Origin of the sequence: uncultured Planktomarina sp. (genome assembly GCA_943788425.1) — a bacterium.
In the GTDB taxonomy this organism is placed as follows: domain Bacteria; phylum Pseudomonadota; class Alphaproteobacteria; order Rhodobacterales; family Rhodobacteraceae; genus Planktomarina.
This window is the reverse complement of the sequence record CALSQF010000010.1, coordinates 41,127-67,924: the sequence shown is the minus strand read 5'-3', so window position 1 is coordinate 67,924 and position 26,798 is coordinate 41,127. Positions and strand designations below refer to the sequence as shown.

22 protein-coding genes are annotated in these 26,798 nt (G+C 55.1%); 6 read left to right on the top strand and 16 right to left on the bottom strand.

The window, feature by feature from the left end; genetic code table 11:
• The first annotated feature begins 50 nt into the window (after positions 1-50).
• Positions 51-1,676: an AMP-binding protein gene (locus ABLW18_RS09750; RefSeq protein WP_347824619.1), complete on the top strand. Its 1,626-nt coding sequence runs from the start codon at positions 51-53 to the stop codon at positions 1,674-1,676.
• 91 nt (positions 1,677-1,767) lie between these two features.
• Positions 1,768-2,685, top strand: coding sequence for a hypothetical protein (locus ABLW18_RS09745; RefSeq protein WP_347824618.1), 918 nt, complete (start codon positions 1,768-1,770; stop codon positions 2,683-2,685).
• A gap of 97 nt (positions 2,686-2,782) precedes the next feature.
• Here the strand turns inward: ABLW18_RS09745 and upp are convergent, their stop codons facing one another.
• From upp to ABLW18_RS09715, 6 genes are all read right to left on the bottom strand, one after another.
• A complete protein-coding gene (gene upp, locus ABLW18_RS09740; protein ID WP_347824682.1) occupies positions 2,783-3,409 on the bottom strand; it encodes a uracil phosphoribosyltransferase in 627 nt (208 codons plus the stop codon).
• Positions 3,410-3,524: 115 nt separating this feature from the next.
• Entirely contained in the window at positions 3,525-4,493 is a 969-nt protein-coding gene (locus tag ABLW18_RS09735; protein WP_347824617.1) for an adenosine deaminase, read from the bottom strand.
• Positions 4,490-5,662, bottom strand: coding sequence for a phosphopentomutase (locus tag ABLW18_RS09730; protein ID WP_347824616.1), 1,173 nt, complete (start codon positions 5,660-5,662; stop codon positions 4,490-4,492). The genes ABLW18_RS09735 and ABLW18_RS09730 overlap by 4 nt, the downstream gene beginning before the upstream one ends.
• Positions 5,655-6,977 (bottom strand): thymidine phosphorylase, encoded by a 1,323-nt coding sequence (locus ABLW18_RS09725; protein WP_347824615.1) that lies wholly within the window; start codon positions 6,975-6,977, stop codon positions 5,655-5,657. The genes ABLW18_RS09730 and ABLW18_RS09725 overlap by 8 nt, the downstream gene beginning before the upstream one ends.
• Positions 6,977-7,393 carry a cytidine deaminase gene (locus tag ABLW18_RS09720; protein ID WP_347824614.1) on the bottom strand — a complete coding sequence of 139 codons (417 nt, stop codon included), beginning with the start codon at positions 7,391-7,393 and terminating at the stop codon, positions 6,977-6,979. Before ABLW18_RS09720 ends, ABLW18_RS09725 begins: the two co-directional genes overlap by 1 nt.
• A 100-nt stretch (positions 7,394-7,493) precedes the next feature.
• Positions 7,494-8,588, bottom strand: coding sequence for a cupin domain-containing protein (locus tag ABLW18_RS09715; protein ID WP_347824613.1), 1,095 nt, complete (start codon positions 8,586-8,588; stop codon positions 7,494-7,496).
• 163 nt (positions 8,589-8,751) lie between these two features.
• Here ABLW18_RS09715 and ABLW18_RS09710 point away from each other — a divergent pair, with 163 nt between their 5' ends.
• A complete protein-coding gene (locus tag ABLW18_RS09710) occupies positions 8,752-10,641 on the top strand; it encodes a propionyl-CoA synthetase (protein ID WP_347824612.1) in 1,890 nt (629 codons plus the stop codon).
• A 207-nt stretch (positions 10,642-10,848) separates the two neighbouring features.
• On the opposite strand, the gene ABLW18_RS09705 is transcribed toward ABLW18_RS09710, so the two are convergent.
• Positions 10,849-11,622 carry an NAD kinase gene (locus ABLW18_RS09705; RefSeq protein WP_347824611.1) on the bottom strand — a complete coding sequence of 258 codons (774 nt, stop codon included), beginning with the start codon at positions 11,620-11,622 and terminating at the stop codon, positions 10,849-10,851.
• A 157-nt stretch (positions 11,623-11,779) separates the two neighbouring features.
• Here ABLW18_RS09705 and glyA point away from each other — a divergent pair, with 157 nt between their 5' ends.
• Positions 11,780-13,060, top strand: a complete 1,281-nt coding sequence (gene glyA / locus ABLW18_RS09700; RefSeq protein WP_347824610.1) for a serine hydroxymethyltransferase — start codon at positions 11,780-11,782, stop codon at positions 13,058-13,060.
• Positions 13,061-13,132: 72 nt separating this feature from the next.
• On the opposite strand, the gene ABLW18_RS09695 is transcribed toward glyA, so the two are convergent.
• A complete protein-coding gene (locus ABLW18_RS09695) occupies positions 13,133-13,696 on the bottom strand; it encodes a VOC family protein (RefSeq protein WP_347824609.1) in 564 nt (187 codons plus the stop codon).
• A gap of 73 nt (positions 13,697-13,769) precedes the next feature.
• Here ABLW18_RS09695 and ABLW18_RS09690 point away from each other — a divergent pair, with 73 nt between their 5' ends.
• Entirely contained in the window at positions 13,770-14,576 is an 807-nt protein-coding gene (locus tag ABLW18_RS09690; RefSeq protein ID WP_347824608.1) for an alpha/beta fold hydrolase, read from the top strand.
• Here ABLW18_RS09690 and lepA read toward each other — a convergent pair.
• From lepA to meaB, 3 genes are all read right to left on the bottom strand, one after another.
• On the bottom strand, positions 14,548-16,344 hold the full coding sequence (lepA, locus tag ABLW18_RS09685; RefSeq protein WP_347824607.1) for a translation elongation factor 4: 1,797 nt from the start codon (positions 16,342-16,344) through the stop codon (positions 14,548-14,550). The genes ABLW18_RS09690 and lepA overlap by 29 nt on opposite strands.
• A 757-nt stretch (positions 16,345-17,101) precedes the next feature.
• The gene (rpmB, locus tag ABLW18_RS09680; protein ID WP_347824606.1) at positions 17,102-17,389 is read right to left on the bottom strand and encodes a 50S ribosomal protein L28; all 288 of its coding nucleotides are present in this window, start codon (positions 17,387-17,389) and stop codon (positions 17,102-17,104) included.
• 216 nt (positions 17,390-17,605) lie between these two features.
• The gene (meaB, locus tag ABLW18_RS09675; protein ID WP_347824605.1) at positions 17,606-18,604 is read right to left on the bottom strand and encodes a methylmalonyl Co-A mutase-associated GTPase MeaB; all 999 of its coding nucleotides are present in this window, start codon (positions 18,602-18,604) and stop codon (positions 17,606-17,608) included.
• A gap of 126 nt (positions 18,605-18,730) precedes the next feature.
• On the opposite strand from meaB, the gene hrpB reads away from it, so the two are divergent.
• On the top strand, positions 18,731-21,259 hold the full coding sequence (hrpB, locus tag ABLW18_RS09670) for an ATP-dependent helicase HrpB (protein ID WP_347824604.1): 2,529 nt from the start codon (positions 18,731-18,733) through the stop codon (positions 21,257-21,259).
• A 4-nt stretch (positions 21,260-21,263) separates the two neighbouring features.
• Here the strand turns inward: hrpB and gndA are convergent, their stop codons facing one another.
• The 5 genes from gndA to ABLW18_RS09645 form a co-directional block, all read right to left on the bottom strand.
• Positions 21,264-22,673: an NADP-dependent phosphogluconate dehydrogenase gene (gene gndA, locus ABLW18_RS09665; RefSeq protein ID WP_347824603.1), complete on the bottom strand. Its 1,410-nt coding sequence runs from the start codon at positions 22,671-22,673 to the stop codon at positions 21,264-21,266.
• A gap of 28 nt (positions 22,674-22,701) precedes the next feature.
• Positions 22,702-23,496 (bottom strand): hypothetical protein, encoded by a 795-nt coding sequence (locus ABLW18_RS09660; protein WP_347824602.1) that lies wholly within the window; start codon positions 23,494-23,496, stop codon positions 22,702-22,704.
• Between the two features lie 106 nt (positions 23,497-23,602).
• Positions 23,603-24,526: an ornithine carbamoyltransferase gene (gene argF / locus ABLW18_RS09655; RefSeq protein ID WP_347824601.1), complete on the bottom strand. Its 924-nt coding sequence runs from the start codon at positions 24,524-24,526 to the stop codon at positions 23,603-23,605.
• A 71-nt stretch (positions 24,527-24,597) separates the two neighbouring features.
• The gene (locus tag ABLW18_RS09650) at positions 24,598-25,776 is read right to left on the bottom strand and encodes an aspartate aminotransferase family protein (RefSeq protein WP_347824600.1); all 1,179 of its coding nucleotides are present in this window, start codon (positions 25,774-25,776) and stop codon (positions 24,598-24,600) included.
• 208 nt (positions 25,777-25,984) lie between these two features.
• A complete protein-coding gene (locus ABLW18_RS09645) occupies positions 25,985-26,788 on the bottom strand; it encodes an ABC transporter permease (RefSeq protein ID WP_347824599.1) in 804 nt (267 codons plus the stop codon).
• Between the last annotated feature and the right edge of the window lie 10 nt (positions 26,789-26,798).

Sequence of the window (26,798 nt, the reverse complement as noted above, 5' to 3'; positions counted from 1 at the left end):
TGAAATCATCTGCACAAGAGCGATAGTGCGAGACGAGGGAGGAATGCGACATGGGATGGATGGCGGACGAGACCGGTTTGGACAAATGCCAGGCAAATTATGTGCCGCTAACGCCTTTGTCGCATCTAAAACGCGCCGCCTCGGTCTTCGCGGAACACATTGCTGTGGTCTACGGCTCCCATCGTGCCACCTACAGCCAATATCACACGCGGGTGAGCCAATTGGCCAGCGCCCTAACCGGATTGGGCGTCCAGCCTGGTGATGTGGTCGCAACGTTGCTCCCCAATATCACAGCGCAAATTGAATCCAGCTTTGGCGTGCCGGCATGTGGCGCTGTTTTGAACACCATCAACACCCGGCTGGATGTTGACACGCTTACCTATATTTTCGAACATGGAGAGGCTAAAGTTGTTTTGGTCGATAGCCAATTTCTCCCGCCGGTTGAGGCGGCCGTTGCCGCTATGAACACACCCAAGCCGAAGATCATTGAGGTGGCCGATCAAGAGGCTGGTTTTAAGGCTTCTGGCCGGTATCTGGAATATGAGACGCTGCTCACACGCGGCGATGCACAGGCCCCTTGGATCATGCCGAAAGATGAATGGGAGAGCCTCGCACTCAATTACACATCCGGCACAACAGGCCGCCCCAAAGGCGTGGTTTATCATCACCGCGGCGCCTATTTAATGACCATGGGCACGCCAATCAGTTGGCGCATGACCCTTCAGCCCGTGTTCATGGCCATCGTGCCGTTATTTCACTGTAATGGCTGGAACCACACGTGGATGATGCCACTTTTGGGCGGTACCGTCGTCGGTTGCAGAGATATTTCAGCGAAAGCCATTTATGATGGCATCGCAGGTGAAGGTGTCAGCCATTTTGGCGGTGCGCCGATTGTGCTCAACATGATCGTAAACGCTGCCGACGGCGAACGGCGCAGCTTTGATCATCAAGTTGAGGTCTTTACCGCAGGCGCCCCACCCGCTCCGGCGACTTTGGCCGCCATTGGGCAAATGGGTTTTAATGTCACACAAGTCTACGGGCTGACCGAGACCTATGGGCATGTAGTGGAATCGCTTTGGAACCCAGCCTGGGATGCTTTGCCCGCAGAAGAGCAATCATCCCGTAAAGCCCGCCAGGGCATCGCCATGCCGATGATGGACTTGACCACAGTTATCGATGACACAGGCCAGCAAATTGTGATGGATGGCGCCACCCAGGGCGAAATCGTCATGCGTGGCAACGCGGTCATGAAGGGCTATTACAAAAACCCCAAAGCAACAGTAAAGGCTTTTTCTGGTGGGTTTTTCCACTCCGAAGACATCGCCATTCAACATCCCGATGGCATGATGCAGATTGCTGACCGGATGAAAGATATCATCATCTCAGGCGGAGAGAATATTTCAAGCATTGAGGTCGAAGGCGCTATAATGGCCCATCCGGCCGTGAGCCTATGCGCCGTTGTGGCCAAGCCCGACGATAAGTGGGGCGAAGTACCCTGCGCATTTGTAGAGCTGCTTGAGGGAAAATCGGCCACAGAGGCTGAAGTGATCGCCTTTGTGCGTGGCCGACTGGCCGGGTTCAAAACCCCAAAGCGCATCATCTTCCAAGAGCTGCCCAAAACATCTACGGGCAAAATTCAAAAATTCGAGCTTCGAGGTATCGCAAAAACAGCCTAAGGGCGAGCAAACATCAGCGCAGGTCGCCACAGGCCATTGCGTCACTGCACAGATCAACCTATCTTGCGGGAAAGAGGCAGAGCAGGCCCTTATGACCGCACTTAAAGCATATGACCGGCTGGAATGTACCGGCCTTTGGCGCAGCGGCCCTGCGACGCAAAGGCGTGAGGTAGTGGTCTCTTGCGGCCAAGCCACCTTGATTTTGACGGACATGCAAAACCGCCCGCTGGCCCATTGGTCTTTGGCCGCGGTCGATGTTCAAACGCATAAAGAGGATGCAGCAACCCTAAGACCAGCGCCTGGCTCAGAAGAAAGTTTGGAAATTTCCGATAAAACCATGCTCGAAGCCCTGCTCAAGGTTCAAAAAGCCATTGATCGCAGCCGCCCACATCCCGGCAGATTGCGTTTCATTCTTGCGGCCTCCAGCGTCGTCCTCCTGAGCTTTGCAACTTTAATTTGGGGCCCGCAAGCCATGGTCAGCTATGCAAGCAATGTCTTACCGGAGGCCAAGCGCGTGCAACTTGGCCAAGTGCTTGCAGAGCGCATTGGCCAGTTGGCCGGCCCCTATTGCACCAGTCCTGAAGGCATCCGCAGCGCCGCGCTTCTCATGGAGGGCTTGGCACCGAACGCCGCACTTGAGCTGCGCGTCTTGCCCGGTCAACGCACAGCTCCAATTATCTTGCCCGGCGGCAAAGTGATATTGTTTGATAACATGGTGGGGCAATCGGGTGATCCAGCGGTGACGGCAGGCTATGTCGCCTCCGCCATAGCCACTTTAAATGAAGCAGATCCGCTCGGCACCTACCTGCAAGACGCCGGACCATTCGTCTCTATAAGCCTGATCACCTCAAACGAGCTCTCAAACCGGCAGGTGGACCAACTGGCAAAAATTGCCCTGTCAGATCAGCGCGGACCCGCATCGACCATACAGCCCCCCACGACCCTCCCCACACCCCCGCTCCCCGACGGCGCATGGCTCGGCCTACAAGCGATTTGCACCCCAGAGTGAGGGCGCAAGTAGTGTGACACCAAAAGGCGATTATATCTCGTGTCAAGAAGCTAAGAATTTGAAACCCTATCCGCTCTATGCCACGCTCTAATTCGGCTTACTTCGTCCCAAACATTCTGTCGCCCGCGTCGCCGAGGCCCGGCAAAATATAGCCGATATCGCTGATGCATTCATCAACCGCGGCGGTCGTGATATCAACATCGGGATGAGCCTCTTGCATCCGGGCGATGCCTTCAGGGGCGGCCAAGAGGCAGAGGAATTTGATATTGCGTGCACCCGCCTGTTTGAGCAAATCAATCGCCGCAACACTCGAATTTCCTGTGGCCAACATGGGATCAACCGCGATCACAACACGGTTTTGCAGGTCATCGGGCACTTTGAAGTAATATTGAACCGGCTTCAGCGTCTTTTCATCCCGATAAAGCCCCACGAACCCCACCCTGGCTGAGGGAATCAATTCCAAAACCCCATCCAGCAATCCATTTCCAGCCCTAAGAATGGAAACCAAAGCCAGCTTTTTTCCCGCCAGGACAGGCGCCTGCATAGAGCGCATAGGCGTTTCAATGTCGCACAGTTCCAGCGGCAGATCCCGCGTCACCTCATAGGCAATCAGATGGCTGATCTCGCGCAGCAACTGGCGAAACTGATTGGTCGGTGTCGCCTTATCGCGCATCAAGCTCAGCTTATGCCTTACAAGTGGATGATCAACAATGGTGAGTGTCATGAGGTTTGGCCCAGTTACTAGGATTTTCCGTACCAATACTGGTGCAAAATTGCCGCCATGACAATGCACCATCGCCTCAACTGAGGTCAAAATTGCCATGCGGTGAAACTGAGTTCTAGTTTTCTAGAATCTTAACTAAAGCCTCTTTGGTGCCGGCATCACAAAATGCGGCGTCGAGGGCATTGGCATTGAGCGCGCGGAAATCATCTGCGCCCCAGCCGAACACCCGCTCCAACTTCTCAAATTCTTGGGTCATATCGGTGTGGAAAAATGGCGGGTCATCGGTGCTGACAGTGACTTTCACCCCCGCGTCCCGCAACTTTGCAATCGGGTGTTGCGCCAGGCTTGGATAAACGCCCAGGGCAATGTTTGAGCCAGGGTTCACCTCCAGTACAAGTCCCGTGTCGGCAAGGTAATCGACCAACTTAGGGTCTTCAATCGCATGCACCCCATGGCCAATCCGCTCGACTCGTAAATCGTTAATCGTATCCCAGACGGATTGCGCCCCACCCCATTCGCCAGCGTGAGAGGTCAAGCGCAGCCCAGCTTCGCGCGCCATATCAAACGAATAGGCAAAGTCCTGGGCCTTGCCTGCATCCTCAGCCCCGCCCATGCCAAAGCCAACAAGCCACTCCCCCGCCGTTTCGGCAGCGCACATGGCCGTTTCTCGCGCTTTGTCTGGACCAAAGTGGCGGATGCAGGTGACGATACCTTTCAGCGTCACCCCCTCAACATGCGCCTCTTGCATGGCATGCAGATACTCGCGCCAAGCGCCCAAATCTCTGCCACCACAAAAGTCTGGGGAAACGAAAGTCTCTGCATAAACAACATTGTGTTCAGCGAGGTTTTCTAAGACTGATTGCGTCAGGCGCTGAAAATCCTCTGGGCCTTGCAGCGCTTGGGTGGCCGCCTCATAAACCTGCAAAAACTCGCCAAATCCTTTGTATTTATAGGCGCCAGCCTCATCAAAAATCCCTCCAATATCAACAGATTTCTCTTGTGCGAGCCCCCGGATAAAGGCCGGATCCGCCGCCCCCTCCAAATGCAGATGCAGCTCAATTTTCGGAAATGTTTTCCAACTCATAAAAAATTCCTACCCTGCCCTTGTGCGACAACACCCAAATGCATGGCCACCGTTGCAGCCACATCTTGAAACGCAATCGTGCGCTCACAACCCAATTGTTGCGCCAACTTCTGCCCATGAACAAGCACTGGCACCTGCTCGCGCGTATGATCTGTGCCCCGCCAGGTCGGATCATTGCCATGATCCGCTGTAAAGATTACCAGATCATTAGACCGGCTTTCAGCCAAAATCGGACCAATCTGCGCATCAAACCATTCCAGTGCCCCCGCATAGCCCTCCGCATCGCGCCGATGGCCAAAGAGCGTGTCGAATTCTACAAAATTCGCGAAAATTAAACTGCCGTCCGGCGCGTGCTTCATTTCATCGGCCAAATGTTCCATCAGCTGCGCATCACTGCCCTTGCGGCAGCGCGTAATCCCGCGCATCGAAAATATGTCACCGATCTTGCCAATCGCATGCACCGGATGTCCGGCCTGCATAACCCATTCGCAGAGGGTTGCATGCGGTGGATCCATAGCAAAATCTTTACGGTTCAGCGTGCGATGAAATCCCGTTTCCAGCGATCCAACAAAGGGCCGTGCGATTACCCGCCCAACCTTCATTTCATGTAAAATGCCTGCCATATCTTGGCAAAGCTGATAAAGATTTTGCAAACCGAAATGGTCTTCATGGGCAGCAATTTGAAACACGCTGTCCACAGAGGTGTAACAAATCGGCAAGCCAGAGCGCAGATGCTCGGCACCAAAAGCCTCAATCACCGGCATCCCAGAAGCGTGGCAATTGGCCAGGCTGCCACCTGCAAAGTCTTGCAATGCTGCCAACACCTGCGGCGGAAACGCTGGCGTTTTATTGGGAAAATAGTGCCAATCCCACGGCACTGGCACCCCAGCCAATTCCCAATGGCCCGATGGGGTATCTTTTCCCTTGGAGATTTCGCGTGCCACCGCCCATACCCCCAAGGTCGCTGCCGGCCACGGAGAGGACATGCCGCTGGAATGCTGCAGCACCTCGCCCAGGCCCAAAGCGGCCAAAGTCGGCACATGCAATTGACCCTGGCGCGCCTGGATGATGTGACCCAGCGTATTGGCCCCCAGATCGCCAAATTCGGCAGCATCTGGCGCACCACCGCAACCCAAAGAATCCAGAACAACCACGAACGCCCTAGCCATGTTTTGAGACCTTTTCTGGCATAATCCGTTCAATGATCAAAGCCGGCAAAACCGGAGGCTCTGAACTCAGGGTAAGCGCGGCCTGAATAGCGCGCAGGGCGATATCCGCTTGTTTCGAGCTTCGGCAATGCAGCCGCGCGATCGGCGCGCCTTTGCGCAGATACGTGCCCAGGGGGGTAATGTCAGACAGGCCAACGGAATGGTCGATCCGATCATCTTCGCGTTGCCGCCCGCCGCCGAGCGTAACCACAGCCTGCCCCAGCGCGGCCCCATCTATCTCACTCAAATAGCCCGCATTCGCAGCACGCAGCTCATAGGCCGGAGCGATTTCAAGATAGTCTTGCCAGCGATCTACAAAATTTGCCGGGCCGCCCTGCGCCCGAACCATCGCGCCAAACCGGGCCTTGGCGCTGCCATCTTGCAAAGTTGCCCGCAAGCGGTCACGCGCGCCTGTCTCAGTTAGAACCATTTGTGCTTGCAGCAAGAGCTGCGTGCCAAGCTCAAGCGCCACCTCGACCATCGCCCCTTGCCCAGTCTCAAAGGCACGCATCACGTCGGCAATCTCAAGCGCATTTCCAATACTTGGGATCAGCGGTTGACTCATATCGGTCAACACCGCGCTGGTGGGGCAACCGGCTCCATTGGCGGTGGCGACCAAGGCCTGCGCCAGATCTCGCGCTTGACCCAGATCTGACATCACCGCTCCCGAGCCAGTTTTGACATCCAGCACCAGCCCCTCCAGCCCCGCGGCCAGTTTTTTGGCCAAAATGGAGGCAGTGATCAAATCCCGAGATCGTACAGTCCCGGTTACATCGCGCACCGCATAGAGGCGTTGATCGGCCGGCGCGATATCCAGGCTTGGCGCCACAATCGCGCAGCCAACATTGGCCACAATGGCGCGAAATTCGACCTCAGTGAATTGCGTTTTCAGGCCTGGGATAGCCTCCAATTTGTCTAAGGTCCCGCCCGTGTGCCCCAATCCGCGCCCAGAAATCATTGGAACATAGGCACCAACCGCCGCCAGCATCGGCGCCAGAATCAATGAAACTGAATCCCCTACGCCGCCGGTAGAATGCTTATCGATCATTTTACCCGGCAGGTCCCAGCCCAGCACTTTGCCGCTATCTCGCATGCCGAGCGTCAAAGCCACGCGCCCCTGTTCGCTGAGCCCCTGCAAACAAATCGCCATTGCAAATGCTCCGGCTTGAGCATCACTAATATCGCCCGCGCCCAAGTTGGCACCAAAAGCCCGCACCGCCTCTGCCGGTACCGGCAAGCCTTCTCGTAAAGCCAAAAGAAGGTCGCGGGTCAGCATCAGGCTTTCGGGTCCTGCGTCCCAGATGTCAGATGATCGGGATCAAATGCACTGGGCAGCAAATCTGCCACCATTGTTCGCTCTTGCGCACCATTGGTCGCCAGCAACGTCACGGGCACCTGTCCCTTGGCAAATTCCGCCAATTTTTGACGACAGCCGCCACAGGGCGGCACAGGACGGTCTGATCCAGCAATCACAGCCACTTCAGTAATCTCATATTCCCCCCCTGCACACATGGCAGCAATCGCACCGGCCTCAGCGCAAGTTCCCTCGGGGTAGGCAACATTTTCGACATTGCAGCCGACATAAATTGCGCCGCTAACAGTGCGCAACGCGGCCCCAACAGGGAAATTGGAATAAGGCACATAGGCTTTCAGACGAACCTGAGACGCGGCGAGAATTAAATCATTGCTCATGACTATAACCTTTCAAAATCGGCGCGCAGCGCCGCTGACACGCATTACATACCCAATGGTTGACCCCGTCTACCCTGCAAATGCCGCAGCCGTTAAGGGTTTAAGCCCTGTCTTCCAAATGAGTCTCAAATTCACCGGGCAAACTGACCTCTAACAGCTCAAGATCCTCAGAGGGCGCGCTATACAAACAAGCCATATCCGGCGGGGTGACAAAAGCATCGCCAGCCACAAGCGTCTGCGCCGCTTGATCTTTGCTTTGCAGCGTCAAGTGACCATGCAAGACGAAGGTGAAGTGAATATCACTCGTGTGGCTTGCCCAAACAGGTCGGTCCGACCCCGGCTTGACCACCTGAACCCCCGCGATGGCTCCTGTATTCGCACAAATCATCGTGTTGCGCGCCACAAACCCCGGAAGGCGGAACGGGCACCATTCAGTTTCATTGGCTTTGTAATGAACAAACCTCTGCCCCTCAAACAGCCGATCGGGCCGTATATGCTCGGTTGGCAGATCCATGCTATGATCTATTGTGGTGATATGTTCTGCGGGCACGCCAATTTCAATCACCTCTAAATCTTCACTGGCAAAGAGCACACGGTGACGGATTTCTGGCGGTTGGATCACGCAATTTCCAGCTTCGAGGCGAAACGGTGGACCCTGGTCCTCATAGACCAAATCCACCCAGCCTTTGTAGCAATAGATCAGTTGAAACCCGACGGAGTGGAAATGCACCATATCCGGCACCGGTCCGCCGCCAGGAATGCGGATATGACTGGCGATGATTGAACCGCCCAAGCGGCTGGGAATAAGGTCGCGATATTGCATGCCTGCGCGCCCTATGACCCAGGGGGCTTGATCGGCCATGCGGCGCACAACAAATTCATGCGCAACCGGTGGCATCACGACGGGCGGGGCGAGGGCGGCAATTTCAATGCGCGTGCCATTGGGCGCGGTCAAATGCGTCTGGCCACCGGCAATCAACATCGGGTCATCACATAGGATGCGCAACAACCCCGGAACAGTCTCCGCGTCCTTTTGAACCCGTACACGCAAACCATAGCCGGAAAATACCGCAACGCTGGGATCATCGGCTGGAAAAATTTCATCCATGCGCATCCCAAGCGTTTTGGTGAAAAACGGAATGTCATCTCGCAATTTTTTGGTTGGCAACACCACTTCGGCGCGTATGTTTTGCATGATCTCTCTTCCATATCACAGCGACTTAATCGCCATTTTCCACCAGAGTTCTACATGATGCAATGGCGGATCGTCGCATGCCGAACTGTTAGCGCAAGCCCAATGTTGCGTCCAAGCCTGTGATAGGGAATAACCTTCTCAAAACTGACGTGGAGGCGAACAGATGTCCTATAAAGAAGTTTATGCCGGCTGGCAGGCAGATCCAGAGGCGTTTTGGATGAAAGCTGCTGAGGCTATTGATTGGATCAAAGCACCCTCCAAAGCTCTATGGAACGATGACGCCCCCCTGTACGAATGGTTCAAGGATGCGCAGGTCAACACCTGTTATAACGCCGTTGATCGCCATGTCGACTCCGGCAATGGCGATCGAGTGGCCATTATCTATGACAGCCCTGTTACAGGACAAAAATCCAAAACCACCTATGCCGAGTTACAACAGCAAGTCGCCACGCTCGCAGGCGGGCTGGCCGCCAAAGGTGTGACGGTGGGAGATCGGGTCGTCATCTACATGCCGATGGTGCCTGAAGCCTTGGTGGCCATGCTGGCATGCGTCCGTATCGGCGCGATTCATTCAGTTGTCTTCGGCGGTTTCGCCGCAAATGAACTGGCAGTTCGTATAGATGACGCCACTCCAAAGGCAATTATTGCAGGATCCTGCGGGATCGAGCCCGGCCGCATTGTCGAATATAAACCACTGCTCGATGGCGCTATTGATTTGGCTGCGAATAAGCCTGAATTTAGCGTGATCTTTCAGCGCCCCCAATGCGAGGCTGAGTTGGGACCGCGGGACATCGAATGGCACGATTTGCAAGAGGGCGTAGCGCCCGCTCCCTGCGTTGCCGTATCCGGAGATCATCCGGCCTATATTCTCTACACCTCCGGTACAACCGGCGCGCCAAAGGGCGTTGTGCGCCCAACCGCTGGGCATTTAGTTGCGTTGCACTGGACGATGAAAAACATCTATAATGTCGATCCGGGCGATGTGTTTTGGGCCGCCTCCGACGTGGGTTGGGTCGTTGGACATTCCTATATTTGCTATGCGCCATTGATCCATGGCAACACCACTGTCGTGTTTGAGGGCAAGCCAGTTGGCACACCCGATGCAACAACCTTTTGGCGGGTCATTGCCGAGCACGATGTGCGCAGTTTCTTCACGGCACCCACCGCCTTTCGTGCAATCAAACGGCAAGATTCAAAGGGCGACTCAATCAAAAATTTCGACATGAGCAGACTTCGTGCGCTCTATCTGGCAGGCGAACGGGCCGACCCTGATACGATAGAATGGGCGCAGAAGGTCATGGGCGTGCCCGTCTATGACCACTGGTGGCAAACCGAAACCGGCTTTACAATTGCCGGAAATCCGACGGGCCTTGAGGCCATGCCGGTCAAAATTGGCTCCCCAACCGTCGCCATGCCCGGCTATGATGTGCAAATCTTGGATGAGAGCGGCCATCAAATGCCAGTCGGCGAGTTGGGCGCTATTGCGATAAAACTGCCGCTCCCCCCCGGCACCCTGCCAACCCTTTGGAATGCGTCTGATCGCTTCATTAAATCCTACCTCACAGCGTTTCCCGGCTATTATGAAACAGGCGATGCCGGGATGATTGATGAAGATGGCTACCTCTATATCATGGCGCGAACCGATGACGTCATCAACGTCGCTGGGCACAGGCTTTCAACCGGTGGAATGGAAGAAGTTTTGGCCAGTCATCCAGATGTGGCTGAATGCGCCGTGATTGGTGTGGGCGATGAGCTCAAGGGGCAATTGCCACTTGGGTTTCTCTGCCTCAACGATGGCTGCACCCGCACAGCCGAGCAGGTCGTTGCCGAGGTCATCACCTTGGTACGCGAGAAGATCGGTCCCGTTGCGGCATTCAAACTGGCCTGTGTGGTGGATCGCCTGCCCAAGACACGCTCAGGCAAAATCTTGCGCGCAACGATGGTTAGCATAGCTGACGGCAAAGCCTATAAAGCTCCCGCGACGATAGATGATCCTGCTGTTTTGGACGAGGTGCGTTCAGCGCTGCAAAGCTTGGGATACGCCCAATCATAAAGCGCGCATTATAATAGTTCTGGATGCAATCTTCGCTGTTCGAACTTAACGTCATGTTAAAAAATGAAAAATGTTATCGACACATCCAGCTTGGTGAACATTTTGCCATTGGTTGTGATCGTGGCAACAATCGGCGTGGCCTCCTCTTCAGGCACCTAAGTAAAATTGCAGCCGGGCCATGCATGCAGGTCCGGCTGTCACGCCCAATCAGGCAAATTGCTCGCGAATGAGCCGCTCTTCCAACCCATGATCGGGATCGAATAGCAAACGGTGCGCCACATCCCCCGCGCTTTCAATCTCCACCGACACCACATTTTTGACCGAGCAATTGTCCGCATCGGCCATGACGGGACGCTTAAAAGGTTCAATCACTTCAAACCGCACCTTCGCCGCCTTTGGCAACACCGCCCCGCGCCATCTGCGCGGCCGAAAAGCCGCCATCGCAGTCAGCGCTAAAACTTCGGATCCAATCGGCAAAATCGGACCATGTGCAGAATAGTTGTAAGCGGTCGAGCCCGCTGGTGTGGCGACCAAAGCCCCATCGCAGGCCAATTCGCTCAACCTTAGCCGATCATCGACAAATATCTGTAATTTTGCCGCCTGCGGCCCCTGACGCAAAAGCGATACCTCATTGATCGCCAGCGCCGTCTGGGTTTGGCCATCAACACAGGTTGCCCGCATCCGCAGCGGATTGATCACTGCCTCTTCCGCGGCCGCCAATCGCGCACTCAAACCCTCAGTCGAGAACTCATTCATCAAGAACCCAACCGTTCCGCGATTCATCCCATAAACGGGCACGTTCAAATGTTGGGTCGCATGCAGAGTTTGCAGCATAAAACCATCGCCACCAAGCGCCACGATCACCTCCGCAGTGCTTGTGTCGCAATCGCCAAAACTGTGCACCAATGTATTCCTTGCAGACTGCGCCAACTCTGCGGTACTGGCCATAAAGGCGATGCGTTTGTTCTGTATATTGTGCATTTCGGAAACTCCGTTTCCGCACCCTATGCTGGGGCAGGCTAAAAACGCAAGCCATGGCTAAAATATCGGGAATTCGGTCAAAAGGTCGCGGCAGGAACCTTTGACATTTCCTATAGGAAACACGCAATAAGGCACAAACCGTCTAAGGAGCAAAACCATGACATCCAGCCTCTCCCAATTTTTCAATGCAGAACTGGCCGACACCGATCCAGCCCTGGCGCAGGCCATTGATAAAGAGCTGACCCGTCAGCGCGATGAAATTGAATTGATCGCATCCGAAAATATTGTCTCACGGGCAGTGATGCAGGCACAAGGCTCTGTCATGACCAACAAATATGCTGAAGGCTATGTGGGACGGCGCTACTACGGCGGATGTGAATACGTAGACATTGCCGAGACCTTGGCTATTGAGCGCGCCTGCCAGCTGTTTGCATGCGAATTTGCAAATGTCCAACCCAATTCGGGCAGCCAAGCCAACCAAGGTGTCTTCCAAGCACTCTTGCAGCCGGGCGATACGATCCTTGGCATGTCTTTGGATGCTGGGGGCCATTTAACCCATGGGGCCGCACCAAACCAATCGGGCAAATGGTTCAATGCCGTGCAATATGGCGTGCGCAAACAAGACAACCTGCTGGACTATGATCAAGTTCAAGAACTGGCCACTCAGCACAAGCCCAAGCTCATTGTGGCGGGTGGATCGGCCATCCCTCGGCAAATTGATTTCAAGCGCATGCGTGAGATCGCTGACAGCGTGGGCGCTTATCTACATGTCGACATGGCACATTTCGCGGGACTAGTCGCAGCGGGTGAACACCCAAGCCCCTTCCCACATGCACACGTCGCCACAACCACCACGCATAAGACCCTTCGCGGTCCTCGCGGCGGTATGATCGTGACCAATGATGCCGCTCTCGCCAAGAAATTTAATTCGGCAATCTTCCCCGGTATTCAAGGGGGCCCTTTGATGCATGTTATTGCCGCTAAAGCCGTTGCATTTGGCGAAGCTCTGAAACCTGAGTTCAAGACCTATATCCAAAACGTCATTGCGAATGCGCAAGCCCTATCCGATCAGCTGATCAAAGGCGGTCTGGATACGGTAACCCATGGAACCGACACGCATGTTTTGCTAGTTGACCTGCGCCTCAAAGGTGTGAAGGGCAATGCCACCGAAAAAGCCCTCGGTCGCGCCAATATTACCTGCAACAAGAACGGCGTGCCTTTCGACCCAGAGAAACCAGCCGTTACCAGCGGTATCCGTCTGGGCAGCCCGGCGGGCACAACCCGCGGCTTTGGTGAAGCGGAATTCCGTCAAATTGCGGATTGGATTATCGAAGTGGTTGATGGATTGGCCGCCAACGGCGAAGAGGGGAATGCGGCCGTTGAAGCCAAAGTGCGATCCGAAGTCGCAAAGCTCTGCGCAGGTTTCCCGATTTACTGAACCACGGGACGGCGGGTGGGGCGCTATTTGATGGCGGGCCTTGCCCGCCATCAAATAGCGCCGCCCGCCGTCTTATACATCGGACAGGCTTGGAACCTGGCCGTGCACCAATACCCCTAAGGCTTCAGCCACATGCCGATCTGCAATCGCAGCATCCCCTGCCGCCACCCGAATCCTATGCGCCTCAAATAGCACCCTTGCATGCGAGACCCCCTGCGGCGGCGTGAACTTATAAGACGCCAATTCAATCAACAGCCCCAAAGGCTCACGAAAATAGATTGAGCTCATAAACCCCCGGTCTTTCAAACCCGAATGTGCTATGCCAAGCGCGTCCAATTTTTGCGGCAAATGTATTGATACCGCTTGGCTGACCGAAAATGCAATGTGATGCACGGCACCTGGCACACTCGGGGTTTTGCCCGGCACAGGTGCACGAGTTTCATCGCAAAATACTGTGATCAAACGATCGTCCCCAGGATCAAAATACAAATGACTCTCATCGGGGTTGTCGAGGTTGGGCTGCTCAAAGATGAAGGGCATGCCCAAGACCCCCTCCCAAAAGTCCAAGGTGATCTGCCGCCCTGCGCCGGTCAAAGTGATATGATGCAGCCCTTGGGTCGGTATGGTTCTTGACATGGTTTATCCTCATTACAGCACAACCACCCTAGCGGGGCTGGTGCAGAGTGCAAACCCAGATTAGATTGCCAATATGCTACATATGATCTCCCATGGCCCTGAAAGTGACCCCGAAGCCAGCACGCCTTTGCTCATCGCACATGGGCTTTTTGGCTCTGGGCGCAATTGGGGCGTGATTGCCAAACGATTGGCCAATCATCGCCGGGTCATTGCTTTGGACATGCGCAACCATGGAGCGAGCCCTTGGCATGCGGATCACAGCTATCACGCTTTGGCGGCAGATATCGCCGAGGTGGCCACACAGCTGGGTCAACCGGTCGATCTCTTGGGTCATTCCATGGGGGGCAAGGCGGCCATGGTCGCGGCCCTTTCTGGTGCGCCGATCCGCCGGCTCATCATCGCCGATATTGCCCCCGTGGGTTATAGCCATAGCCAACAGCCCGTCATCGACGCCATGCAGTCTGTGCCTCTCGATGACATCTCCAGCCGCGCAGAGGCCGATCAAGCCTTGAGCGGCCATATTGAAGATCCGGCCCTACGCAATTTCATGTTGCAAAGCTTGAATATCAGCGAGCGCCGTTGGCGGCTCAACCTGCCGATTCTCAGTGCCTCTATGGATCAAATCATTGGGTTTCCAGAACTCTCAGGCCGTTTCAACGCCCCGACTTTGTTCCTTACAGGTGCTCAGTCAGACTATCTGCTCCCAGAGCATCGCCCGCTCATCAAAGCCCTCTTCCCAAAAGCCCGTTTTGCGAAAATTCCACAAGCAGGTCATTGGCTACACGCAGAAAAGCCGCGTGAATTTGAAGCCGCAGTTCGCGTATTTTTAGAAGCCAAGTCGCCTACGACGCCTAGCCATCCATCTTCAAGGCTGAAATAAACGCTTCTTGTGGGATGTCGACTTTGCCAAACTGGCGCATCTTCTTTTTGCCAGCCTTTTGCTTTTCCAGAAGTTTCTTCTTCCGTGACGCATCACCACCATAGCATTTTGCCGTCACGTCCTTGCGCATCGCGCTCAGCGTTTCACGCGCGATCACCTTGCCACCAATGGCCGCTTGGATTGGGATCTTGAACATATGGCGGGGAATCAAATCTTTTAGCTTTTCAACCATCGCGCGGCCACGCATGTCCGCACGATCTCGATGCACCATAGTACTCAGCGCATCCACTGGCTCGTCGTTAACCAGAATGCTCATCTTCACCAAATTATCTTGCTGATAGCCGATCATTTGATAATCAAAAGAGGCATAGCCTTTGGTCACAGATTTCAAGCGATCATAGAAATCAAACACGACCTCATTGAGCGGCAAATCATAAACCACCATGGCACGCGCGCCCGCATAGGTGAGATCCAGTTGCACACCGCGGCGATCTTGGCAGAGTTTCAAAACATCGCCGAGATAGTCGTCAGGCACCAAAATAGTTGCTTTGATCCGTGGCTCTTCAAGATGATCCACCAATGTGAGGTCGGGCATATCTGCCGGGTTGTGCAGCTGCTCGACCCGCCCATCACGCATGTGGATGTCATAAATCACAGAGGGTGCTGTGGTGATCAGGTCAATCGAATATTCGCGCTCAATACGGTCGCGGATCACCTCAAGATGCAGCAACCCCAAAAAGCCACACCGGAACCCAAAGCCAAGCGCCGCCGAGGTTTCCATCTCGAAACTGAAACTGGCGTCATTAAGAGCCAATTTATCAATACTGTCTCGCAAGTCTTCAAACTGCGCCGCATCCACAGGGAAAAGGCCACAAAACACCACCGGCTGTGATGGTTTGAAACCTGGCAATGCTTCAACAGTTTGCTTGTCATGGCAAATGGTGTCACCAACGCGGGTATCACGCACCTGTTTTATCGAGGCCGTCAAAAACCCGATCTCACCTGGCCCCAATTCGTCAATCATTTCCATCTGCGGCCGGAACACACCGATACGGTCAACGTGGTGGGTGCTGCCGTTGGACATGAACTTAACCCGTTCACCCTTTTTCAGCTTTCCATCAATGATCCGCACCAGGACGATCACTCCTAAATAGGAGTCATACCAGCTGTCCACCAACATTGCTTTCAACGGAGCGTTGATGTCGCCATTCGGAGCAGGCAGCCTATGTACGATCGCTTCAAGTGTTTCGACAATCCCTTGGCCAGTCTTGGCAGAGACCTGTATGGCGTCCGTGGCATCGATGCCAATAACATCTTCAATCTGTTCCGCCACGCGAATACAATCCGACGCTGGCAAATCGATTTTATTGAGAATCGGTACAATCTCATGATCGGCATCAAGCGCATGATACACATTAGCAAGCGTTTGGGCCTCAACCCCTTGCGAGCTATCCACCACCAAAAGCGAACCTTCCACCGCGCGCATGGAGCGGGAGACCTCATAGGCAAAATCCACGTGGCCCGGCGTATCGATCAGATTGAGCACATAGCTCTCGCCGTTGAGGGCCGTATAATCGATCCGCACTGTATTGGCCTTGATAGTGATCCCGCGCTCACGCTCGATATCCATACTGTCCAGCATCTGCGCCTGCATATCCCGGTCCTTAACTGTTCCAGTCTCCTGGATCAGCCGGTCAGCCAAAGTGGACTTTCCATGGTCAATATGCGCCACGATGGAGAAGTTTCTGATATGAGATAGAGCTGTCATAGGTGGGATATGGAATAGAGTAGGGGTTTGGTCAATGGGGGATCATCATCTGCACAAAGGAGAGTCGCCCCCCGTCCACGCGGAATATGCCGCATCTGTCAGACCAATGGCGCCCGATTGCTCCGTACCGCCTAGCGCAAAACACCAGTTTGAATGTATCGCCGGCAGAAGGCTATAAAAAATATGAGTGAAAACACAATTTAAACCATTGAAAATATGAATTATTGCAGACTGCATATGCGCCATATTGGCCGCTTCAGACAAATAGGCCCAAAGCACCACAATGAGAAAGCTCACCAGCGCCAGAACAAAGAGGCCTAACGCCTGCCTATGCCTCAGCAGCAATAAAAAAGATCCAAGAAGCGCAGACCAAACGCTTATCGCCCAAACACTCGTGAACCACACGGGACGCGGGTCAAGCCAAAACTGTAAATCCTCAGGCATCGCTTGCATATAAGCCGGAATTTTTAGGATATCATCACATAGTCCAAGGCCCCCATGGCGAACCAGACACTGCCAATGCAGGAGCATAAGCCAATAACAGGTTGGAAATGTCAAAAATAGGTTCATGCTAAAAACCAGCGTTCTTAATGCGCTTAACCTATAAAGGTTTAACCTAAAATCAATTAGCTGTATCAAATTCCACTCGAAGCTACACCTTTTCGAGTGGTCAGCCCGGTTGCCCCTGTAATGCGGTCTCCAAAATACAAAAAGCCCCTCGAAAGAGGAGCTCTTCGGGTCACATCAGCATTAGGCTTTAGGCGGTCGCCTGTACCTTCGCGATGTCTTTTTTGATTTTCAAGGCTGTGTCAGACAATTCTGCATCATTTGCCTTGGCAAGAAAAGCATCCAAGCCGCCGCGATGATCCACGGTGCGCAGGGCAGCTGAAGAGATGCGCAGCTTGAACGCACGACCCAAAGCATCGGAATGCAAAGTCAGCTCATTCAAGTTTGGCAAAAACCGACGACGTGTGCGGTTTTTGGCGTGGCTTACATTGTTTCCACTCATTGGGCCTTTGCCCGTCAGTTCGCAGCGGCGTGCCATCTAATGCGTCCTTATTCAGATATTGAAAACCCGCACCAAATGGCTTCGGGTGAAAACTCGTTGCCGGGGTTTAGGAGTATCCTAATGCAAGGTCAAGCCTTCTTGCTGTCTTCGGCTGCGCTTTAACATCGGTTTTTAGGCTTTTCACGATTAATGTCAGAAATATTACCTCAAACATTTGCAAAACTGAGGCGCAGACCCGAATCGATAGCCCTTCTATATCTTGGTCCGCAAGAAGATATCCACAACGCGCTCGGCCGCAACGGAGGGTGCAATCTCCCCGGCTTGAAGAGCCTTTTGCAATTGCCGTGAGGCCGCCGCAGCCTCTGGATCATGTTCAAGCCGCGTGAGCAACGCGTGGCGCAATTCCGCATTGAACCAATAGGCATTTTGGGACGCTCTGGTGCGGGCCCAAACACCCTGTTCGCGGCGCCAAGCCACCAAGGCCAGCATCTCTTCCCAACTTTGTCGCAATCCCCCGCCTTCCAAAGCAGATACAGTCAGCGCCTTGGGGAAGCCTTCAGGATCTTGCGACCGCTTCCGCAGCAACCTCAGAGCACCGGCATAATCGGCGCAGGTGCGGATGGCGGCAGATTTGAGGTCGCCGTCGGCCTTATTGATCAAAATCAAATCGGCCATCTCCATAATGCCGCGCTTCACCCCCTGTAGCTCATCCCCCCCGGCCGGTGCGAGCAGCAGCACGAATAAATCCGCCATTTCAGCCACCATCGTCTCTGACTGCCCCACGCCTACGGTTTCGATCAGAACCACATCAAACCCGGCGGCTTCGCATAGCGCGGTGGCCTCTCGGGTGCGCCGGGCCACACCGCCCAAATGGGTCTGGCTGGGTGAGGGGCGGATATAGGCGCCCGGATGGCGCGAGAGCTGATCCATTCGGGTTTTATCGCCCAAAATAGATCCACCCGATCGCGCAGACGAGGGATCTACCGCCAAAACGGCAACCTTGAGACCGCTTTCCACCAAGTGCAGCCCAAAGATTTCAATAAAAGTAGATTTGCCAACACCGGGCGTTCCTGACAATCCGATGCGAATGGCTTGTCGATCCTTTCGCAGAGCTGCGAGCAAAGCCGTGGCTTGCTGCCGATGCTCCGGATGGGCACTCTCCACCAAAGTAATGGCCCGCGCCAAAGCCCGCCGATTGCCCTGCTCTATCAAACGGGCGGTCGCCTCTGGTGCAAATTCTGCTTTACTCATTAGCCCTCCAGGACGGTGTCTGGCACTCGAATTGCGGATATATCCATTTAAATTGACCATCTACCGCGCAGCTGCGCAATTGCAAAGGCGCGGTGCGAGGCAATTTATCCCGCCAAAAGGTCTTACATGCCAAAAGCCTCCAGTCGCAAACCAGCCGTGGACGCGCAAGATTTTCTCGCCGATAAGGGTGGGGTGAAGTTTGATCTGCCAATAGATGCGGTCCTGCCGCAAGTGCTGGAGTGTTTAACACAGTCTAGCCGTGTGGTTGTGCAAGCCCCGCCGGGGGCCGGCAAAACCACACGCACCCCCTTGGCCATCTTACAGTCAGGGCATTGCCCTGGAAAAATTCTGATGCTCGAACCCCGGCGCCTGGCCGCGCGCGCCGCCGCAGAACGCATGGCAGAGACGCTGGACGAAAAATTGGGTGAAACGGTGGGATATCGCATCCGCGGCCAGTCCAAAGTTGGCCCCAATACCCGCATTGAAGTGCTCACCGAAGGTATCCTCACCCGCATGGTCCAGGCGGATCCAGAGCTGCCCGGCGTCAGCGCCATTATCTTTGATGAATTTCATGAACGCTCCCTTGCCGCCGATCTTGGTCTGGCCCTGACTTGGGAGCTGCGCGAGACCCTGCGAGAGGACCTCTGGCTTGTAGTCATGTCTGCCACATTGGACGCCACGCCCGTAGCCGCCCTGCTCAACGATGCACCAATTATCACAAGCGCCGGGCGCAGTTTCCCCATAGAGCTTACCTATCTGCCGCGCCCAGCGCCCAAAGACCTCACGTTTGAAGCACAAGCTTGCAGCCTGATTATTCAGGCGGTCACCGATACCGAGGGCGGAATTTTGGTTTTCCTGCCCGGCGAGGCTGAAATTCGCCGCACCAAAGCTGCTCTGCAAGATCACCTGCCCAAAAATTGCGTTCTGCGCCCTCTGTTGGGAAACCTACCGTTTGCCGAGCAACAGTTGGCCATCCAACCTGAGGCCCAGAAAAATATGCGCAAGATCGTTTTGGCAACCGCCATTGCCGAGACCTCTCTGACCATCCAGGATATCCGCGTTGTGGTGGATTGCGGCCGTGCACGCCGGGCCAGGTATGATCCGGCAAAGGGACTGCAAAAGCTGGTGACCGAACGGGTGAGTAAGGCCGAAGCCACCCAGCGCGCCGGGCGCGCAGGGCGGGTGGCAGCCGGTCGCTGCTATCGCATGTGGGCGCGTGCCGAAGAAGGAACCATGCCCGCCTTCGCGCCCCCTGAAATTGAAATTTCCGACCTGGCCCCGCTGGCACTTGAGCTAGCGCAATGGGGCTCCGGGCCAGAGAATTTGGCCTTTCTCACACCGCCCTCACCAGGCGCTTGGGCCCAGGCAAATTCCTTGCTTGTTCAACTCGGCGCGCTGTCAGGGGGTCGCCTGACGCCCTACGGGGCGGCGCTTGCCAAATTGCCACTGCATCCACGTTTGGCGCAAATGCTGCTGCAAGCCGGGCCTCGCGCCGCGCCGCTGACAGCACTTTTGTCTGATCGAGACATGCTCTCCACCCAAAATTGCGATCTGGCACCCGCCCTCACTGCCCTGCGTGGGCCGGCTGGCCAGAAGGCACCGGCCGGTACAATTCGCGATCACAGCGCGCTTGAACGAATCAAACAGGAGGCCAAACGCCTCAGCAGACTCGCGCCGAAAGCCATACGCGAAGTTGCCTTAAGCCCCGCGCAATGCTTGGCACTGGCCTATCCTGAACGTGTCGCCCAGCGCAGGCCCGGCACGCAGCCACGCTACATCATGGCGGGAGGCAAGGGCGCAGTTTTAGCCAGCGATGATACTTTGGCCAATGCGCAATATTTGGTAATTGCAGATCTTGGAAACCCGCATATCAGCACGGGCCCAGACCCTAAAATCCGCAGGGCCCTTGCGCTCAGTGAAGCAGAGCTTCGAGAGGTTTTTGCCGAGCGCATCACTTGGGAGACCCGCTGCCACTGGTCCAAACGCCACCGGCGGGTCATTGCAAGTCGCAGTGAAACGCTCGGCGCCCTGTCGCTCACGCAAGAGGTTTGGCGCGAGGCACCCACCGATGCACTGGCTGCAGCTATGGTGGAGGGCGTGCATCACATGGGCTTGCGCCTGCCAAAAGCCGCGCGACTTTTGCAAGCACGCGTCGCGGCGGCGCCAACCGGACAATTTCCCGATTGCGCAGATGCAGCCCTTCTCGAAGCCGCGCCAGGATGGCTGGCGCCCTATCTTACAGGGATGACCACAGAACAGGATTGGAAAAGTTTTGACCCGCTGCCAGCTTTAGAAGCCTATATTGGTTGGAATGGGTTGCACCAGCTTGAAAAAATTGCCCCAGCGCATTTCATCACGCCGCTGGGCCGAAAAATCGCAATTGATTACACTGGTGATCACCCGGCCATTGAACTGCGTATTCAAGAGATGTTTGGGCAGACCTGCCATCCTATGATCGGCGATCACCCGCTAAAAGTGACCTTGCTGTCTCCGGCACATCGACCCATCCAAGTGACCAACGATATCCCCGGCTTTTGGACCGGAAGCTATGGGGATGTGCGCAAGGATATGCGGGCGCAATATCCCAAACACCCCTGGCCCGAGGATCCCACCCAAGCGGACCCAACCCTACGCGCCAAACCCCGCAAGCGCTGAGCGGTCAGCACGCGTGCCACGGACCATGATGCGATCCCTCCGCATCAACACGTTCAAAGGAATGGGCCCCAAAGTAATCGCGTTGCGCTTGGATCAAATCCGAAGTTCCGCGTTCTTGGCGGATCATATCAAACCAACTCAAAGCCGCAGCCAGTGCAGGCGTCGGCAGCCCTTTGAGCGCTGCGGCAGAAACCACCTGGCGCAGCCCGGCGATATGAGCAGTGAGCAGGGAGATGAAATGGTCAGACAGCGCCAAATTTCCGGCCGGAAGCGGGCTGCGAAACGCTGTGGCAATATCGTCTAACATGGCCGAACGGATGATACAGCCAGCACGCCAAATCTCTGCAATACGGGCAAAATCTAACGACCAATTGAATTCTTTTGAACCGGCCGCCAAAATTTCGAACCCCTGCGCATAGGTCAAAATGCGCCCGACGATTAAGGCAGATTGCAAATCATGCTCTGTGACTGGCATCATCATATCCGTGCCCGCCGGCACAAGCGCTCTGGAGGCATGTAGACGGGTGGATTTTTGCGCGCTCATGGCCCGGGCGCCAACTGCTGCCTCAATGATGCTCACCGCTTGGCCCATGCGCACCGCTTCAATCACAGTCCAACGGCCGGTGCCTTTTTGCCCAGCTTGGTCCACGATAAGATCTACAATATCCTCACCCGTCTGCGGGTCTTTGGTCCCCAAGACCTCTCCCGTGACTTCGATAAGATAGCTTGCCAGTGGTCCACGGTTCCAGCTGCGGAAGACCGGCGCGATATCGCTGGCCGCCAGACCCGCGCCATCGCGCATCATGCCGTAGACCTCGGCGATCATCTGCATATCGGCGTATTCGATCCCATTGTGGACCGTTTTTACAAAATGCCCAGCCCCGTCTGGTCCCAAATGCGCCACGCAGGGATCACCTTCGTAGCGGGCTGCAATCGCCTCCAAAATGGGTGCGACGCGGTTATAGCTAGAGCCTGTGCCTCCGACCATCATGGACGGTCCCCGCCGCGCACCCTCTGCGCCACCAGACACGCCAATCCCCAAGTAGGACAGCCCCGCAGCTTCAAGGCTTTTCGTTCGGGTCATTGTATCGCGAAAATCGGAATTGCCGCCATCAATGATGGTATCGCCGACGGATAGCAAAGGCCGCAGCGCCGCTATCGTTTGATCCACTGGCGCGCCCGCCGGGATCATCAAGACTATGGAACGGGGCACGGGCAAAGCCGCCACCATATCGATCAGGGTCTCGCAGCGCTGCAGCCGAGTGGCCAAATCCCCAACGGAAGCGATCAGCCGATCAACCGCTTCCAGCTCAAGGTTCCAAAGAACGACATCATGGCCCTTTTCGGCGAAGTTCAGCGCCAGTGCTGAGCCCATCGTTCCAACCCCAATCACACCGATATAAGCCTGTGTCATCTTCACCTCCAGCGCCCAGGCGCTTCTGTTATGTATCTGCGGTTAATTCAATCACGAGGCAGGAGCCCCGCAGTATTGGATGGTTGAGAGTAAATTCGCTGAACCCCACGCCACAACAGGCACGGCTCAAACGATCTTGCATCGCGGCAAACAAATCCCCTTGCCGCCAATAGCGCGGCCAACCACTGGGAGGATCAACCGCCTCAAATAATGTGCCGGTCGGTAAAAAATTCGACGAATCAATTTGTTGAAAAGCCGTCCCATGAGCCGCCATCGACGCCAAAACCCAATCTTGCATCTGTCCATGCCATGCGATGCCGCAAGCCGCGTCTTCGCCCTGCGCCGTCGCGCAGGCTTCGATCACACTGACCCGTGCGCCCAAAAGATCTGCAACCGACTGGATCGCCATGGTGCGCTGGGGGCTTGCGGTTCCGTGAGAGGCCGGGCGCATCCACATGCTGGGGGGGGCGGTTGTCACCTGCGCGCCCCAACCCGCCTCGCCGCGTGCAAACTCCTGAAAGCCGTAATAGCCATGCGCATCATCCGCGACCATGGCAACGCCAGCACCTAAGCCCTTAAAATCTTGGGATTGGCACAATTTATTGAACAGATGACTCACGCCAAGACCAAGCCAAACCTCTTGGCCTTTCTGCGAGAAGACAACCATGTGATCAGAGTCTTGGAAATAATCGAGGTGCGCCTCATCAACCTGATCTGACTGCGCGGAAAACCCCAGTCGCTCCAACCAATCTACTGGCGCCGGCGCTTGCCAACGCTCCATCCAATCAAATTTTCGAACCAAACATCCAATATTTAAGGACATGCCAGATCACTTTATGAGAAACGTCCCGTTCTCCTTAACCCTTAATCCACAAACAACCAGAGCCAAGCAGAGATTTTACCCTAAAATCATGCACCAAGAGCCATATTTAGTCTAGGCACCAGCGCATAATCGCCTTTTGCGCATGCAACCGGTTTTCCGCCTCATCAAATACCACCGAATTCGGCCCATCCATGACGGAGCTTGTCACCTCTTCGTTGCGGTGTGCTGGCAAGCAATGCATGAAAAGAGCATCTGGCTTGGCCTGTGCCATCAATGCATCATCGACCTGATAGGGGCGCAATTGATTGTGGCGCCGTTCCCGCGCCGTTTGGCTGTCATGCATAGAGATCCAAGTGTCGGTCACCAATAGATCTGCACCGCGCACCGCCTCTTGCACATCCCGCTGTATCTCGATCTTCACGCCTTTGGCCCGCGCCTTTTCAATGAATTCCGCCTCAGGATCCAACGTCGCAGGGCCAGCGAACACGAAATCAAAGCCAAATTGGCCGGCGGCATGGATGAAGCTCGCGCAAACGTTGTTGCCATCACCCGTCCAGACGACGCGCTTGCCCTGTATAGAGCCGCGATGCTCTTCAAACGTCAAAATATCGGCCATGATTTGGCATGGATGGGTGCGGTTCGTTAGCCCGTTGATCACTGGCACGCTGGCATATTCGGCCATTTCAAGCAGCGTCGCCTCTTCAAAAGTGCGGATCATGATCATGTCCACATAACGGCTCAAGACCCGCGCTGTATCCGCAATGGTTTCCCCATGGCCCAACTGCATCTCACTGCCGGACAAAACCATGGTCTGACCGCCCATCTGCCGCACCCCGAGATCGAAACTCACACGGGTGCGTGTGGATGGCTTTTCAAAAATCAACGCCACCATCTTGCCCTCTAGTGGGCGTTCAGCATCCAACATGCCCTTGGACAGACCAGCACGCGCGGTTTTGATCCGCGCGGCCTCGTCCAAAATGCCACGCAATTTTTGTGGATCAACCTGATCGATATCGAGAAAATTTTGCATTTTTAGTCTGTCCTATAAGCAAGCGGCGTGCCGCGCGGCACCATACGCCAAAATGTGAGAACCCACGCTGTTCATTGCGCAGATTGAACCGCTTGCGCCGCCGTCTCCAATCGCTCGAGCGCCTGCGCAATCTCGGTGTTTGAGATATTTAACGCTGGCAGAACGCGCACAACGTTATCGGCCGCAGGCACGGTCAAAACCTCACAGTCATATCCGGCTGTGACAACATCGATATTGCTCGCCTTGCATTTCAGACCCAGCATCAACCCTGCGCCAGTCACACCCTCAAACACATCCGGGTATTGCGCGACCAACCCCTCAAGCCCTTGGCGCAGCGCCCCGGCTTTGCGGCTCACCTCTGCCAAAAACTCCGGAGCAGCCACCTCGTCCAAGACAGCACTTGCCACCGCACAGCCCAAAGGGTTCCCGCCATAAGTTGAGCCATGCGTACCCGCCCCCATGCCGCTTGCGGCCTCTTCAGTTGCCAAAACGGCCCCTATGGGGAAGCCTCCACCAATACCTTTGGCCACCATCATGATATCTGGATCAATCCCTGCCCACTCATGGGCAAACAACTTCCCGGTCCGTCCAACACCGCATTGCACCTCATCAAAAATCAGCAAGATCCCATGACTGTCACAAAAATCGCGCAAACCCTTCAAACAATGATCCGGCACGGGGCGGATGCCGCCCTCCCCTTGGATCGGTTCAATCAATACGGCTGCGGTCTTGTCGTTAACAGCCGCATGCAGCGCGTCGTGATCGGCGAATGGCAATTGCACAAAGCCGGGCAGCAAGGGCCCGAAGCCTTTTGTCAACTTTTCTGCACCAGCAGCCGCAATACCTGCAGAGGAACGCCCATGAAACGCCCCTTCAAAGGCAATAATTTCCACGCGCTCAGGTTGTCCTTTGTCATAGAAATATTTGCGCGCCATTTTCACGGCCAACTCACAAGACTCTGTCCCAGAATTGGTAAAAAATACCGTGTCGGCGAAGGTCAAAGCCACCAGCTGATCGGCGAGTTTTTGTTGAGCTGGAATATGGTACAAATTGGATGTGTGCCACAATTGACCGGCTTGCGCCGTCAGCGCCGCCACCAGTTTCGGATGCGCATGCCCCAAGCTGTTGACCGCAATCCCAGCGCTGAGATCCAAAAATCGCCGATCGTCATCGCTGGTCAACCAACTGCCTGTGCCGGAGACAAACGACATCGGCGCGCGATTATAGGTGGGCAGAATCGAAGGGATCATCGGAATACCTTTCTAATGAGGTGGGAGTGAGAAAACTAAAATTGGGACAGAGGCCTAGGAGCGCAAAACACGAGGGGCATGCCTCGTTGCGGTGATCATATCAGCGACGTCGGCGTCGCAATGTCAATTCAATTATCGTTTTCATACCGTTATCATACCAAAGCCCCCCGGCCATGGGAAGTCCAAATATCTGCTGCTGCAAATCCCACTAAGATTTCAACCGATAGCCCCGTGCCAACCAAACCCAAGCCAAGCCCACCGCACATATATTGGCGCCACAAATCACCGCCAAAGCCACCCACGGGCTGCCATCTGAAACCCCCAGAACACTGTAACGACCGCCGTCGATGATATAAAACATCGGATTCACATGGATCAGTGGCTGCATCATGGAGGGCAAGGCTTGGATCGAATAAAAGGTTCCAGACAAGAATGCCAAGGGTGTGATCACAAAATTTGAGATCGCAGCCATTTGATCAAACTTATACGCATAGATGCTGCCCAAAAGCCCCAGCGCGCCCATGAACATCCCCCCCAAAACCACAAAGGCCAAGGTCCAAAGCGGATGAGCTACCCAGATGCCGAGGCTTAATCCCATCGACAGGCAGAGCACTGCGCCAATCACCAATCCGCGCCCAATGCCACCCGCCAAGAATCCCACGGTCATTTCCAAGGGCGACAGCGGCGGCATCAACGTATCGACAATGGACCCCATGACTTTCGCCGAAAGCATGGAAGATGAGGTATTGGCAAAAGAATTTTGTATCACCGTCATCATCAATAAACCCGGTGCCAAAAAGCTGACATAATCAAACCCCATGACTTCCGAGCGGCCCGGACCTATGGCAATAGAAAAAACCAATAGAAACAAACCAGCAGTTATCAACGGAGCAAAAATTGTCTGCTGCCAGATCGCCAGATAGCGCATATTCTCGCGGCGAATGAGCGTCCAAAGGCCCAGCCAATTGACCCGTCCGAAGCGTCTTGCGCCGTATTGAGAAACATTTGCCACAGCTTATCTC